This window comes from Nonomuraea sp. NPDC003804 (assembly GCF_040610675.1).
Classification (GTDB): Bacteria; Actinomycetota; Actinomycetes; order Streptosporangiales; family Streptosporangiaceae; genus Nonomuraea.
Genome location: NZ_JBEXMT010000012.1, coordinates 15,948 through 29,838, shown reverse-complemented (window position 1 = coordinate 29,838; position 13,891 = coordinate 15,948). Strand labels below are relative to the sequence as shown.

Here is a 13,891-nt window from a genome sequence, read left to right as displayed (position 1 = left end):
CGAGCGGGCAGGAGGGCGTGCCTGCGATGACCCATCATCACACCTCGGCGGGAAGCGGTTCGAACTCGCGGACGGCGTCGATGGACAGGCCGTGCGGGGTGTTCGCCTCCCGCTCGATCATGATCTCCACGAGCACCGGCCGGGACGTGCGTGCGGCCTCCTTGGTCGCCCACTCCAGCGAGGACCTGATCTCGGCCGGGTCGAAGACGCGGACGCCCGCGCAGCCGTACGCCTCCATGATCTTGACGTTGTCGGTGCCGTACTCGTCGTAGTGGATGTCCACCTGGTAGTTCATCTCGTACGGGAGCGACGCCTGTCTGATCAGGCCGAGGTACTCGTTGTTGAGCATGACGAGCACGAACGGCACGTCGTACTGCGCCGCGACGGCCAGTTCCTCGACCAGGTACTGGAAGCCGTAGTCGCCGACCACGCCGACCACCTGCGCGTCGGGCGCGGCCTTCTTGACGCCGATCGCCGCGGGGATCTCCCACCCGAGCGGGCCCGCCTGGCCGCACACCTGGTAGCGGCGCGGTTTGAAGGCCTTCTGGTGCTGGCCGCCCCAGATCTGGTAGAGCCCGATGGCGGTGACGAAGTAGGTGTCCTCGTCGAAGAAGTCGTTGATCTCCTTGTAGACGCGGGGCGCCTTGACGGGGATGTCGTCGAAGTCCTCGCGCCGGGTGAGCGTCCTGCGCAGGTCGCGCACGCGCTCGACCCACGCGCTGGGGGCGCGGGTGATGCCGCGCGCCTTCACCAGGTCGATCATCGCCCGCAGGAACAGCCCGGTGTCGGAGACGATGCCGAGGTCGGGCTCGAAGACCTTGCCGAGCTGGGTGGGCTCGATGTCGACGTGAATGAACGTGCGCTCGCCGCGGTAGACGTCGAGCGCGCCGGTGTGGCGGTCGCCGAAGCGGGCGCCGAGGGCGAGCACGAGGTCGGACTCCAGGAAGGAGGCGTTGCCGTACCGCTGGGAGGTCTGGATGCCGGTCATCCCGCTGTGGAGCGGGTGGTCGTCGGGGATGGAACCCTTGCCCATGAGCGTGACCTGCACGGGGACCTGCAGTAGTTCGGCCAGCGGCAGGGTGCCGCTGCCGGGACGGCCGCGGCCGGGGGCGTCGGCGATCTGGACGTGCCCGGTCAGCGGGTGCGCGAGCGCGGCCCGCAGGTCCTCCCCCATCCGGGCCAGGTGGTAGAGGTCGCAGAGGAAGCGCACGTTCGGCCGCCCCACCGCCTCGATCACGTCGGTCGCGGCCTTGACGGAGACGAGCGGGTAGGTCGGCGACTCGTAGGCGTTGAGCGCCTCGACCAGCACGACCGCGTCGATCGCCGCGGCCTTGCGGGCGGCCAGGGCCAGGTTCTCCAGCGCCAGGTCGGGGTCGGCGTTGTTGCCGTACAGGGCGTTGAGCGCCTGGCAGCCGAGCCGTCCGGCGATGCCGACGGCCACGTCGAGGTTGTCCCTGAACCTCTTCACGTCGCCGGGGCGACCGGCGAGCCCGCGCCCGCCCTCGGGGATGTCGTCGGCGAAGTTCAGGCCGACGAGCCGCACGCCCGCGTTCCTGATCGCGTCGATGAAGGCGTCCACCTGCCTGTCGTCGGGGACGGCCGTGTCGAAGGGCCACCAGAACTCGACCGCGTCGAAGCCGGCGGCCTTGGCGGCGGCCGGGCGTTCGAGCAGCGGGAGCTGGGTGAACAGGATCGAGCAGTTGACGTCGAACCTCACGAAACCCACCTTCCTTGCGAGGTGATGTCGATGAGCGGAACGTGCGAGGTGATCGGCCTGCGCAGCACCATCGCCAGGGACGAGCGGCCGTCGGCCAGCTCGATCACCCCGAGCTCCAGCTCGGGCGGCTCGGCCGGCAGCAGGCGGTCGCGCAGGACGTCCATGTCCACGTCGTACAGCTCGCCCGCGATGGCGGCGCCGCCGTGCGCGACGGGCACCAGCGCGGGGCAGCGCCCGCCGACCGAGTAGAACCGGTACTTGGGCGCCGTGTCGATCTGGGCGACGAGTGGCGCGCCGTCGAGGAGGTGGTGCAGCGGTCCGCCTCGCATCGCGCCGCCGTTGAGGAACATCAGGGCCATCGCAGGCTCCTCTCGTGGGGAGAGGCCCGTAGTTCTGCCGTACGGCAGCGCGGTACCTGGTGTGCCAACCAGTAGACACACCCGCCCTCCACCGGGTCTACCGGCAGGACGTCCGAAGCTGCGGGGCCGACAGCGGGGCGGGATTGTGTGTTGGTCCAACCCCATATGCTCCGATCATGCGCATGACGACGGCACAACGCCGTGCCCGGCTGGGCGTCAGGCATCTGCTCGCCGAGCGGGGCCGCAGCGTCGAGGAGGCGGCCGGGGCGGTGGTGGCGCTGCACGGCACCGACCCCGCGACGGTGTTCCTGTCGGCGGCGGCGCGCACCGGCACGCCGGGACCGGGGCCGATGGAGCGGGCCCTGTATGAGGACAGGACGCTGGTCAGGATGACGGGCATGCGGCGCACGATCTTCGTGGTGCGGCGCGAGCTGGCTCCTGTCATCCACCACTCCAGCGCGCTGGCGGTCGCCGTGAAGGAGCGCAGGCAACTCCTCCAGCATTTCGAGCGGGGCGGCGGCTTCGACGGCGCGTGGATCGCACGGGTCGAGGGCGCGGTGCTGGCGGCGCTGCGCGAGCACGGCGAGGCGACGGCGGCCCGGCTGGGCGAGCTGGTGCCGGAGCTGCGCGAGCAGATCGTCTACGCGCCGGGCAAGCCGTACGAGGCCAAACAGGGTGTGGGCACCAGGCTGCTGTTCCTGATGGCGGCCGAGGGCCTGATCGTCAGGCAGGGGCGGCCCGCCGGCTCCTGGGTCAGCGGACAGCACCGGTGGGCCCTGGCGCCCGAGATGCCGGTCCTGACCGTGCGGGAGGCGCAGGCCGAGCTGGTGCGCCGGTGGCTGTGGTCCTACGGCCCCGGCACCGAGGCGGATCTGAAGTGGTGGACCGGCTGGTCGCTCGGCGACGTGCGCAAGGCTCTGCACGCGGTCGGCGCGGTCCCGGTCGAGCTCGACGACGGCGCGACGGGCCACCTGCTGCCGGACGACCTGGAGGCGGGCGATCCGGAGCCGTGGGCGGCGTTGCTGCCGGCCCTCGACCCGACGCCGATGGGCTGGCAGCACCGCGACTGGTACCTCCCGCGGGAGCACAGGGCCGAGCTGTTCGACCGGTCGGGCAACGTCGGCCCGACCGTGTGGTGGAACGGCGCGGTCGTCGGCGGCTGGGGACAGCGCGGCGACGGCGAGGTGGTGTGGCGGCTGCTGGAGGACGCCGGCTCCGACGCGCGGGCCGCCGTCGAGCGGGCCGCCGCCGCTGTCACGACGTGGCTGGACGGGGTGACGGTGACCCCGCGCTTCAGGACTCCGCTGGAACGCGCGCTGCGCGAAGACCCCTCCGGTCGTCGCTGAACCGGTGGATCGGCCCGCCGGTCCGCGACAGCGGCAGGCCGCTGCCGCCGCGGCGGGCGGCGACGATCTCCGCCACGATCGACACCGCGGTCTCCTCCGGCGTGCTTGCGCCCAGGTCGAGGCCGATGGGCGAGCGCAGCCTGCCGAGCTCCTGCTCGGTCAGCCCCTGCTCGCGCAGCCGCCGCAGCCGGTCGGCGTGCGTACGGCGGGAGCCCATCGCCCCCACGTAGGCCGCGTTCGTCCGCAGCGCCACCTCCAGCAGCGGCACGTCGAACTTGGCGTCGTGGGTGAGGACGGCGACGACTGTGCGGGAGTCCACCTCGGTGCCCGCAAGGTAGCGGTGCGGCCAGTCCACGACCACGTCGTGGGCGTCCGGGAAGCGCCGTCTGGTGGCGAAGACCGGGCGGGCGTCGCAGACGGTGACGTGGTAGCCGAGCAGGCGGCCCGCCCTGGTGAGCGCGGCGGCGAAGTCGATCGCGCCGAAGATCAGCATCCGCGGCGGCGTCGTGTGCGACTCGACGAACACCTCCACCCGCCGCTCGCCGCAGCCCACCTCGCGCACGCCGGTCAGGCCCGCGTCGAGCATCGCCCTGGTCTCGGCCACGACGACCGCGTCGAGCTCGTCGTCGCCCGTGCCGCCCTCGTGCCGGTCGGGCCACACGACGACGGCGCCGGCCGTCCCGTCGAGGGTCCTGGCCAGCGCGACCCGCTCGCCCTGCCGTACCCGCTCGAGGAGGCGGGGGCTGGGCCAGACGAGCACCTCGATGATGCCGCCGCAGGTCAGGCCCACGGCGAAGGCGTCGTCGTCGCTGTAGCCGAAGGTCTGGCGGACGGGGACGCCGTCGGCGGCGACCCGCAGGCACAGCTCGTAGACGGCGCCTTCCACGCAGCCGCCGGAGACGCTCCCGACGGCCTCGCCGTCGGCCGACACCGCCAGCGCCGCGCCCGCGGGGCGGGGGGCGCTGCCGGTGGTCGAGACGACGGAGGCGACGGCGTACGGCCTGCCGGTGGCGGCCCATGCCCGCATCTGCTCCAGGAGTTCGAACATCAGCCGATCAGGCCCTCGATGAAGCCGATGCCGAAGTACCCGACGAAGATCGCGCTGATCACCCAGAGCAGCCAGTGGATCTCGTCGAAGCGGCCGCGCGCGGCCTTGATCACGGTGTAGGCGATGACGCCCGCTCCCACGCCGTTGGTGATGGAGTAGGTGAACGGCATCAGCGCGATCGTCAGGAACGCGGGGATCGCCGGGTCGAGGGAGTCCCACTCGATCTTGCGGGCCGCGGTCATCATGAGCGCGCCGACCAGCACCAGCGCGGGCGCGGCCGCCTGCGCGGGCACCACGGCGGCCAGCGGGGTGAGGAACATCGCCAAGCCGAACAGGGCTCCGGTGACGAGGCTGGCGAGGCCGGTGCGAGCGCCCTCCCCCACCCCGGCGGCCGACTCGACGACGACGGTGTTCGCCGAGGCCCCTGTGCCACCGCCGATGACCGCGCCGAGGCCGTCGACGGTGAGGATCCGGCCGATGGAGCGGCTCCAGGACCTCCCACTCGATGGCGATCTTCTCCAGCGCCCTGCGGGCGATCTCGGGATGGTCGGCGGCCACCAGCGCGATCGGCTCGCCCTGGTGGCGTACCTCGCCGATGGCCAGGACCGGCTGGTCCCAGGTGAGGTCGAGGCCGAAGTGCTTGCGTCCGGGCACGTCCTCGTGCGTGAGCACGGCGTGCACGCCCGGGTGGGCCAGTGCCGCGGACGTGTCGATGGAGACGATGCGGGCGCGGGGGTGCGGGCTGCGCAGCGTCGCGCCCCACAGCATCCCGTCGATCCACAGGTCGGAGGAGTAGGCGAACTCGCCCTTGACCTTGAGGGTGCCGTCGGGCCGCAGCGGGCTGTCGCCCACCCGGCCCTGTCCCGGCGCGGTGATCTCGTGCGGCGCTCTCAGCGGTGTGCTCTGTCGGGAGCCGGTCACGCGTGAACCTCCTTGGCGGCGCTGAATCCCTGCTCGGACGCCAGGCGCAGCAGCCTGCGGTGCGCGTCGGCCCCGGCCCTGCCCGCCACGTCCTGCGGCACCGTGCGCAGCTCGTCGTCCTCGACGACCGTCTGGCCGCCGACCAGCAGCCTGGCCAGGGGCGGCTGCCTGGGGCCGAAGACGAGCCTGCACACGGGGTCGGTGACGGCCGAGTCGAACGCGCCGTCCACGCGCCACAGCGCGATGTCGGCGAGCTTGCCCGCCTCCAGCGAGCCCAGCTCGTCCTGCCTGCCGAGGTTGCGGGCGCCGCCGAGCGTGGCCATCTCCAGCGCCTGCCTGGCGGTCAGCGCGGTGGGACCGTAGCGGGCGCGCTGGAACAGCAGCGCCTGGCGCATCTCGCCGGCCATCGTGGTCAGCTCGGAGGAGGCGTTGCCGTCGACGCCGAGGCCCACGGTGGCGCCGCGGGCCAGCATCTCCGACACCCGCGCGATCCCCGCGCCGAGCCGGCCGTTGGACGAGGGGCAGTGCGCCGAGCCCGTCCCGGTCCTGGCGAACTTGTCGATGTCGCCGTCGCTGAGGTGGACGGTGTGCGCGAACCACACGTCCGGCCCGAGCCAGCCCAGCTTCTCCATGTAGTCGACCGGCCGCATCCCGAACTGCTCCAGGCAGTGCGCGTCCTCATCGAGGGTCTCGGCCAGGTGGGTGTGCAGGCGCACGTTCGCCGCCCGGGCCAGCGAGGCGGCCTCGGTCATCAGCTCCGCGCTGACGGAGAACGGCGAGCAGGGGGCCACCGCGATCCGCAGCCTGGAGGAGAAGGAGGGGTCGTGGTAGGTGTCGATCGCCTCCTGCGTGGCGGTGAGGATGTCGTCGAGCCGCTCGACCACGACGTCCGGCGGCAGGCCGCCCTGCGACTGTCCCCGGTCCATCGACCCGCGCGCGGGGTGGAACCTGATGCCGACCGCGCGGGCCGCCTCGATCTCGGCGCCGAACAGGTCGCCGCGCCCCTTGGGGAAGACGTAGTGGTGGTCGGAGGAGGTCGTGCAGCCCGACAGGGCCAGCCAGCCCAGCCCCGCCGTGGCCGCGCCGTGCACCACCTCGGCGTCCATCGCGGCCCACACCTGGTAGAGCGCCACCAGCCACTCGAACAGCGTCGCGTCCTGGGCCAGCCCCTGCGAGGCCCACTGGTAGAGGTGGTGGTGGGTGTTGACCAGGCCGGGCGTGGCCAGGCAGCCGGTGCCGTCGATCCGCTCGGCGTCGCCGTCCTCGGCCGGCCTTCCGCGGCCGACCTCGGCGATCGTGTCCCCTTCGATCCTGATGTACCCGGACTCGATCTCGGGGCCGACGACGGGCGCGATGCGGACGTTCTCGATGATCACGGCTGCGCCGCCTTCCTGGCGGCGGCCAGCCGTACGGCGTCGAGGATCTTCTCGTAGCCCGTGCACCTGCACAGGTTGCCGGCCAGCGCCTCGCGGATCTCCGCGTCGGTCGGCCGGTCGTTGCGCTGGATGAGGTCGTGCGCCTGCACGATCAGGCCGGGCGTGCAGAAACCGCACTGGACGGCGCCGCACTCGACGAAGGCCTCCTGGACGGGGTCGAGGCGGTCGCCGTCGGCCAGCCCCTCGACCGTGCGGACCTCCCGGCCCTCGACCTGGCCGGCCGCGACCAGGCACGAGCAGACCGGCGTGCCGTCCAGGTAGACCGTGCACGAACCGCACTCGCCCTGCTCGCAGGCGTTCTTGGAGCCCGGCAGGCCCACCCGCTCGCGCAGCACGTAGAGCAGGCTCTCGCCCTCCCACACGTCGTCGACGGCCTCGGTGCGGCCGTTGACGGTGAAGTTCACGCGCATCACGCGGCCCTCGCTTTCCGGTAGTCGTTCCAGGCCCACGTCAGGGTCCTGCGGGCCATGACCGCGATCGCGTGCCTGCGGTAGTCGGCCGTGCCGCGCACGTCGTCGATCGGCGACGCCGCCGCGGCGCACAGCTCGCCGAACCGCTTGAGCACAGCCGGGTCGAGGCGGGCGTCCCAGTCGAGCTCGGCGGCCATGAACTCCTCCGCCTCCAGCGCGCGGCGCGGCGTCGGGGCGGCCGAGCCGATCCCGGTGCCGACCCGGCGCCGCGACGGGTGCAGCGCCACCGCGAACGAGCACACCGCGATCACCATGGCGTTGCGGGTGCCGACCTTGGAGAAGTACTGCGGTCCTTCGGCGGGCCGCATGTGGAAGGCCCTGATCAGCTCGTCGGGCCGCAGCGCGCTGCGCTTGACGCCCAGGTAGAACTCGGGCGCCGGGATCATCCTGACCCCGCCGTCGCGCGACTCCACCTCGATGACGGCGTCCCCCGCCAGCAGCGGAGGGTGGCTGTCACCGGCGGGCGAGGCCGCGCCCAGGTTGCCGCCGACCGACCCGCGGTTGCGGATCTGCGGCGAGCCGACCGTCCGCGCCGCCTGGGCGAGCCCGGGCAGCGCGCCGGGCAGCTCCTCGATGATCCGCGTGTACGGCACGCCCGCGCCCACCCGGTACATCCCGTCGACCAGCTCGACCGTCTGGAGCTCGCCGACCTGGTTGAGGTCGAGCAGCGCGGCGGGCCGGTGCACGTCGAAGTTGATCTCCACCATCACGTCGGTGCCGCCCTGGACGGGCACCGCCTCGGGCTGGTCGGCCTTGGCGGCCAGCGCCTCCGCCCACGTGGTGGGCCGCAGAAAGTCCATGTCTCACTCCCAGGCGAACGCCGCGTCCGGCGCGTCGTCTCGCAGCACGCTGCCCTCGATCAGCCCGTAGGGCCGGTCGGCGGCATGGAAGACCTCGTTGTCGTTGTCCAGCCCGAACGGCGCCAGGTCCACCAGGAAGTGGTGCTTGTTGGGCATGGCGAAGCGCACCTCGCACACCTCGGGCCTGGCCTCCAGCACGCGCCGCCCCATCGCGTACAGCGTCTGCTGCAGTGACAGGCTGTAGGTCTCGGCGAAGGCGTCCAGGAGGCACTGGCGCACCTCGGTGTAGGACTTGCCGAAGTCGGCGCCGGGCGCGGCGTGCCGCCACCGGGCCGCCACCGCGGTGGCCAGGATCCTGTCGGTGGTCGGCTGGAGGGTGGTGTACTCGTCGACGATGTAGCCGTGGAACTCCGAGCCGGTGGAGTTCAGCACGACCAGGTCGCGCAGGCCCGAGACCACGCTGGTGCGGCCGTCGCGGTCGTGGTGGACGACGCAGGTGCGCACCTCCCTGCCGCCGCGCACGAAGGAGTGGCCGCCGCCGATGCGCTCCCAGGCGTACTCCTCGATCTCCACCCTCGCGTGGTGGATGGTCGGCTGGGTGTCGACGAAGTGCCTGGCCAGCAGCAGCGCGAAGTCCTCGATCTGGTCGACGCCGTACTTCCTGGCGAAGGCGTAGGCGGTGTTCTTCTGCGTGTCGGTGGGCAGCACGGCGGCGTTGTCGCCGGTCAGGTGGACCGCCGCCATGTCGCCCGACAGGGAGCTGCTGACGTTGATGTCCTTGAGATGGTGGACCTCGCCGTCGCGGACGACGCGGACGAGCCTGGTCTCGGCCTTGCCGTACCGGTTGGGTCCGAGGATGACTGACATCTAGCTCCCTCTGTAGGTGGAGTAGGCGAACGGGCTGAGCAGGAGGGGGACGTGGTAGTGCTCGGCCGGGTCGGCGATCGTGAAGGTGATGACCACCTCGGGGTAGAAGGTGTCCTGGAGGTAGGAGCCGGTGTCGAAGACCACGCGGTGCACGCCCGCTCCGGGGTTCCAGCCCTTGATCCGGCCGTCGTCGTCCGTACGGCCCTGCGCCACCACCTGCCCCTGGTGCTCCAGCCGTACGTGGACGCCCGCGGCGGGTCGTCCCGTGACCGCGTCGAGCACGTGCGTCGAGAAGCTCATATCCGCGCCACCCTCAGCTTGGTGATCTTGGCCAGCTCGTCCCGCACGACCTCGCGCTCGGTGGCGGGGTCGTGGACCAGGCGCTCCTTCAACCGGGCGAGCATCTCCTGCCCGGACAGGCCGGTGGCGCACACCAGGTAGACGTGGCCGAACCTGTCCTCGTAGGCGCGGTTGCCCTCGGCCAGCGCCTCGCGCAGGTCGTCCTCGACTCCCGACTGCTCCTGCCTGCTCCAGGCGGACTCGCGGCCGGCGCCCTGGACCCGCTCCCCGATCCTCGGGTGGGCGGCGAGCGCCTCCTCGACGTCCGGCCAGCCCAGGGCACGGACGGCGGCGTCGGCGGCGGCGGTCAGCTCGGCCAGGTCCGCGTAGGGACGCCGGGCCGCCACCTCGCGGGCGAAGGCGCGGGAGGCGCAGCAGGTCAGCAGCTCCGCCTCCGCCTCGCCGGCGCTGAGGGCGTTGAGGTTGGACATGTCACGAGTACACACAGCGCTGATGTCCCCGGTCCAGCAGCAAGAACTCCGAAGTGCGCGGGGGGTTGGCCAGGTCTTTTCGTGTCATGCTCCAATGCACGTCCCGTTCACCCATCGGTTACCCTCCGAGTGCATGCGGCTCAACGCGTTGCTCGGCATGACCGAGCTGGGCCTGTCCGTCGTGGCAGGTCACGACGATCTGGAGCGGCCCATCAGGTGGGTCGTCACCACCGACCTGCTCGATCCGGGCCGCTATCTCAGCGGCGGCGAGCTGGTCCTCACCGGGCTGATCTGGCGGCGCGCGCCCGCCGACAGCGAAACCTTCGTCAGGGCGCTGGCCAGAGCCGGCGCCTCGGGGCTCGGCGCCTGCGAGGCGCGCAGCGGCGATCTGCCCGCCGACCTGGTCGACGCCTGCCGCCGGCATCGGATGCCGCTCTTCCACGTGCCGCAGGCGCTGTCGTTCGCCGAGGTGACCGAGCACATCGTGCGGCACCTGTCCACGGCCAGGGCCTCCGACGTGACCGCGGTCCTCGACCGGCACCGCCAGCTCGTCTCGGGGGCGGGGCTCGACCCCGTCCTGGAGATGATCGGGCGTGACCTCGGCATGCGGTGCTGGGTCCTCACCTCGTCGGGGCGCCTGGTGTCGGGCTCGAGCCCGCTGGACCGCGACACGGCCGCCGCCATGGCCAGGACCTTCCTGACCGTCAAGCGGCTGCCCTGCTCGCGGAACGGGTACTCGATCTTCCCCGTGGACGAGCAGACCACCTCCAGGGTGGCCGACTGGTTCGTCGCGGTCGAGGGCTGCTTCACCGACTGGCCGGAGGAGCGTCAGGCGCTGGCGGGCGAGCTGGCCGCCGTCGCCGCCCTGGAGCGGGTCAGGCTGGACGACCGGCTCAGCCCGGAGGGGCGCATCGCCCAGGAACTGGTGCGCCTGGTGGTCACCGAGGGCAGGCCCAGCGACATCCTGCCCCGGCTGGAGGTCACCGGCCTGGCGGGGGCGCCGGGCTACGTCGCCCTGGCCGCCGCCGCGCACGGCGCGCTGCGCCCCGCCGAGCTGCGCGCCGTCGTCAAGGAGATCCTCTACGCGGCCACGCCCGGGGGCACCGGCCCGCCGCCGGGCGACCGCCTGACTCCGCTGGCGATCGGCATCGTCGGCGAGGAGGCGCTCGCGCTCGTGCCCTGCGACGATCCCGGCCTCACCGAGCGGGTCCGCGCCGCCGTGCGCGAGCTGGCCCCTGGGCTGGCCGGGGCCCGCCTGACCGTGGGCGTCAGCGGCACGGCCCCGGTCGAGGGCCTGCGCGGCGCGGTCGAGGAGGCCAGGTACGCCCGCCGGATGGCCGAGGGCAAGCCCGGACCCGACGCCGTCGTGGGCCAGGACGAGCTGGCGACGCACGTCCTGCTGCTGGCGTCGGTGCCGGACGAGGTCCGCCACATGTTCAGGGTGCGCCTGCTCGACCCGTTGCGCTCCTACGACCAGGTGCACAAGGCCGACCTGGTCGGCACGCTGGAGGCCTTCCTGCAGTGCTCGGGTTCGTGGACCAGGTGCTCGGAGTTGCTGCACGTCCACGTCAACACCCTGCGCTACCGCATCCAGCGCATCCAGGACCTGACCGGAAGGGACCTGTCGCGCCTGGAGGACCGGGTGGACTTCTTCCTCGCCCTCCGCCTGCAGTAGGTGATATATGTAAAGAAACCTTACAATTTGGGAGGGCCCGTTGCCACACCGCCGACTCGCCGCGCTCATGACGGCCTCCGCCCTCGCCGCCGGGTGCACGGCCGACGCGCCGGACCCGACGAGCCCGGCCCTGGTCCCGCTGCCCGTCTCCGTGCGGGCGAGCGAGGGCGGCTTCACCCTGGACGCCGGCGCGCGGATCGGGGTGCGCGAGGCGGGCGGGGTGCCCGTCGCCGAAGGGCTGGCCCGGCTGCTGCGCAGGGCCACCGGCTACGCGCTGCCCGTCGTACGGCAGGAGGCGGAGATCACCCTGGAGGTGACGAGCCGGCCCCCGGCGGGCGGTCTCGGCCAGGAGGGCTACACCCTCGACGTCACCCCCGAGCGGGTACGGCTGGCCGCCGCCACCCCCGAGGGCCTGTTCCGCGGCGTGCAGACGCTCCGCCAGCTGCTGCCCCCGAAGGTCGAGAGCACCGGCCCGCAGCCGGGGCCGTGGACGATCGACGGCGTCCGCGTCGAGGACCGGCCGCGCTTTCCCTACCGCGGCGTCATGCTCGACGTCGCCCGCCACTTCTTCACCGTCGAGCAGGTCAAGCGCTACATCGACCTGGCCGTCGCCTACAAGGTCAACCACCTGCACCTGCACCTCACCGACGACCAGGGCTGGCGCATCGAGATCAAGAGCTGGCCCCGCCTGGCGGCCGACGGCTTCTACACCCAGGACGACTACCGCGAGATCGTGCGCTACGCCGCCGAGCGGTTCGTCACCGTCGTGCCCGAGATCGACACGCCCGGGCACACCAACGCGGCCCTGGCCGCCTACGCCGAGCTCAACTGCGACGGCAGGGCGCGGGAGCCGTACAGGGGGAGGGAGGTGGGTTTCAGCTCGCTGTGCACGAGCAAGGAGGTCACCTACCGCTTCCTCGACGACGTCGTGCGCGAGGTGGCCGCGCTGACGCCGGGGCCGTACCTGAACCTGGGCGGCGACGAGGCGCACAGCACCGACCCCGAGGACTACGAGAAGTTCGTCACGCGCGCCCACCAGATCGTCGACACGTACGGCAAGCGCCTGACCGGCTGGGCGGAGATGACCTCGGGCGAGGTGGCCCAGCACTGGAACCCCCGCGAGCCCGACCGCGCCGTGGCGGCCGTGGCCAGGGGGGCCAAGCTGATCATGTCGCCCGCCGACCGCTCCTACCTGGACATGAAGTACACCGCCGGTACCGGCTACGGCCTGGACTGGGCGGGCCTGGTCGAGGTCGGCGACAGCTACGCGTGGGATCCGGCCACCCTCGTCGAGGGCGTGACCGAGAAGGACATCCTGGGCGTCGAGGCCCCGCTGTGGACGGAGACACTGGAGACGCCCGACGCGCTGGAGTACATGGCCTACCCGCGCCTGCCCGGCATCGCCGAGATCGGCTGGTCGCCCGCCGCCGCCCGCTCCTGGGAGGACTACCGGGGACGGCTGGCCGCCCAGGCGCCCCGCTGGCAGGCGCAGTCGGTGACCTTCTACCGCTCCCCCGAGGTGCCCTGGCACTGACTCCCACCTGGGATGTCACCGCGTGCGCCTAGACTGGCCCCATCATGAGCGCTACATCTCTCATCGGCGGACACGTCTCCGTCACCGGCGGCCTGGCCACGGGCGGCCTGAAGTACATGGCCGAGATCGGCGCCGAGATGGTCCAGGTGTTCGTCACCAACCCGCGCGGCTGGGCCCTGGCGGCGGGCAGACCCGAGGAGGACGCCAAGCTGGCCGAGTCCGGCGTCCTGTCCTTCATCCACACGCCCTACCTGGTCAACTTCGGCTCGCCGAGCCCCGAGACGCTGGCCAACTCGATCGCCGTCACCCGCCACACGCTGCGGCGCGGGGTCGAGACCGGCTCCAGGGGCGTGGTCGTCCACACGGGCTCGGCGGTCAGCCAGTCCCGCGACGACGCGCTGCGCCAGTTGCGCGAGCACCTGCTGCCGCTGCTGGAGGAGATCCCCGACGACGGCCCCGACCTGCTGCTGGAGCCGATGGCGGGCCAGGGCGCGATGCTGTGCGCCACCGTCCAGGACCTGGAGCCCTACCTGGCGGCGCTCGACTGGCATCCCAAGGCCGGCGTCTGCCTCGACACCTGCCACGCCTTCGCGGCGGGCCACGACCTGGCCGCCACCGACGGGGTCACGCAGACCTTCGACGCCCTCCACCGGATCGCGCCGGGACGGCTGAAGCTGATCCACGCCAACGACTCCAAGGACGTGTGCGGGTCGAAGAAGGACCGCCACGAGAACATCGGCGCGGGCCACATCGGCGCGCAGCCGTTCGCCGACCTGATGCGGCACCCGGCGGTGGCGGGTGTGCCGATCTGCATCGAGACGCCGGGCAAGGCCGACAAGCACCGCGACGACATCGAGCTGCTGAAGAAGCTGCGCGACTCCTGAGCTCCGCCGGGCCTGTGGAGACGTAAAGGGGCGCGCCGCTCGCGCGATCCGGCCGCCCCCGTAT

At 72.4% G+C, this 13,891-nt stretch carries 14 protein-coding genes and 1 pseudogene; 4 read left to right on the top strand and 11 right to left on the bottom strand.

Annotation, left to right across the window (positions count from 1 at the left end; all coding sequences use genetic code 11):
* Positions 1-37: 37 nt before the first annotated feature.
* Both ABZX22_RS18150 and ABZX22_RS18145 read right to left on the bottom strand, forming a co-directional pair.
* Entirely contained in the window at positions 38-1,717 is a 1,680-nt protein-coding gene (locus tag ABZX22_RS18150; protein WP_354910129.1) for a thiamine pyrophosphate-dependent enzyme, read from the bottom strand.
* On the bottom strand, positions 1,714-2,076 hold the full coding sequence (locus ABZX22_RS18145; RefSeq protein ID WP_354910127.1) for a gamma-glutamylcyclotransferase: 363 nt from the start codon (positions 2,074-2,076) through the stop codon (positions 1,714-1,716). The genes ABZX22_RS18150 and ABZX22_RS18145 overlap by 4 nt, the downstream gene beginning before the upstream one ends.
* A 176-nt stretch (positions 2,077-2,252) precedes the next feature.
* Here ABZX22_RS18145 and ABZX22_RS18140 point away from each other — a divergent pair, with 176 nt between their 5' ends.
* The gene (locus ABZX22_RS18140; RefSeq protein ID WP_354910124.1) at positions 2,253-3,422 is read left to right on the top strand and encodes a winged helix DNA-binding domain-containing protein; all 1,170 of its coding nucleotides are present in this window, start codon (positions 2,253-2,255) and stop codon (positions 3,420-3,422) included.
* Here ABZX22_RS18140 and ABZX22_RS18135 read toward each other — a convergent pair.
* The 9 genes and pseudogenes from ABZX22_RS18135 to uraD form a co-directional block, all read right to left on the bottom strand.
* Positions 3,370-4,470, bottom strand: a complete 1,101-nt coding sequence (locus ABZX22_RS18135) for an XdhC/CoxI family protein (protein WP_354910522.1) — start codon at positions 4,468-4,470, stop codon at positions 3,370-3,372. The two genes, ABZX22_RS18140 and ABZX22_RS18135, sit on opposite strands and share 53 nt — an antisense overlap.
* On the bottom strand, positions 4,470-4,910 hold the full coding sequence (locus tag ABZX22_RS18130) for a solute carrier family 23 protein (protein WP_354910520.1): 441 nt from the start codon (positions 4,908-4,910) through the stop codon (positions 4,470-4,472). The genes ABZX22_RS18135 and ABZX22_RS18130 overlap by 1 nt, the downstream gene beginning before the upstream one ends.
* A gap of 40 nt (positions 4,911-4,950) precedes the next feature.
* Positions 4,951-5,364: pseudogene (locus tag ABZX22_RS18125) on the bottom strand (xanthine dehydrogenase subunit D); the annotation flags it as partial.
* Positions 5,365-5,387: 23 nt separating this feature from the next.
* Positions 5,388-6,761 (bottom strand): 8-oxoguanine deaminase, encoded by a 1,374-nt coding sequence (locus tag ABZX22_RS18120; protein ID WP_354910517.1) that lies wholly within the window; start codon positions 6,759-6,761, stop codon positions 5,388-5,390.
* A gap of 2 nt (positions 6,762-6,763) precedes the next feature.
* A complete protein-coding gene (locus ABZX22_RS18115; protein WP_354910514.1) occupies positions 6,764-7,237 on the bottom strand; it encodes a (2Fe-2S)-binding protein in 474 nt (157 codons plus the stop codon).
* Complete coding sequence (locus ABZX22_RS18110) at positions 7,237-8,097, bottom strand: FAD binding domain-containing protein (RefSeq protein ID WP_354910122.1); 861 nt, start codon at positions 8,095-8,097, stop codon at positions 7,237-7,239. Before ABZX22_RS18110 ends, ABZX22_RS18115 begins: the two co-directional genes overlap by 1 nt.
* 3 nt (positions 8,098-8,100) lie before the next feature.
* Entirely contained in the window at positions 8,101-8,964 is an 864-nt protein-coding gene (gene pucL, locus ABZX22_RS18105; protein ID WP_354910119.1) for a factor-independent urate hydroxylase, read from the bottom strand.
* Positions 8,965-9,264, bottom strand: coding sequence for a hydroxyisourate hydrolase (gene uraH, locus ABZX22_RS18100; protein ID WP_354910116.1), 300 nt, complete (start codon positions 9,262-9,264; stop codon positions 8,965-8,967). It lies immediately after the preceding gene.
* Complete coding sequence (uraD, locus tag ABZX22_RS18095) at positions 9,261-9,734, bottom strand: 2-oxo-4-hydroxy-4-carboxy-5-ureidoimidazoline decarboxylase (RefSeq protein ID WP_354910114.1); 474 nt, start codon at positions 9,732-9,734, stop codon at positions 9,261-9,263. The genes uraH and uraD overlap by 4 nt, the downstream gene beginning before the upstream one ends.
* A gap of 133 nt (positions 9,735-9,867) precedes the next feature.
* On the opposite strand from uraD, the gene ABZX22_RS18090 reads away from it, so the two are divergent.
* Genes ABZX22_RS18090 through ABZX22_RS18080 form a run of 3 tightly spaced genes read left to right on the top strand, consistent with a single transcriptional unit; the run spans position 9,868 to position 13,827 of the window.
* Positions 9,868-11,409 (top strand): PucR family transcriptional regulator ligand-binding domain-containing protein, encoded by a 1,542-nt coding sequence (locus ABZX22_RS18090; protein ID WP_354910111.1) that lies wholly within the window; start codon positions 9,868-9,870, stop codon positions 11,407-11,409.
* A gap of 40 nt (positions 11,410-11,449) precedes the next feature.
* The gene (locus tag ABZX22_RS18085) at positions 11,450-12,943 is read left to right on the top strand and encodes a beta-N-acetylhexosaminidase (protein ID WP_354910108.1); all 1,494 of its coding nucleotides are present in this window, start codon (positions 11,450-11,452) and stop codon (positions 12,941-12,943) included.
* Positions 12,944-12,987: 44 nt separating this feature from the next.
* Complete coding sequence (locus ABZX22_RS18080) at positions 12,988-13,827, top strand: deoxyribonuclease IV (protein WP_354910105.1); 840 nt, start codon at positions 12,988-12,990, stop codon at positions 13,825-13,827.
* Positions 13,828-13,891: the final 64 nt, after the last annotated feature.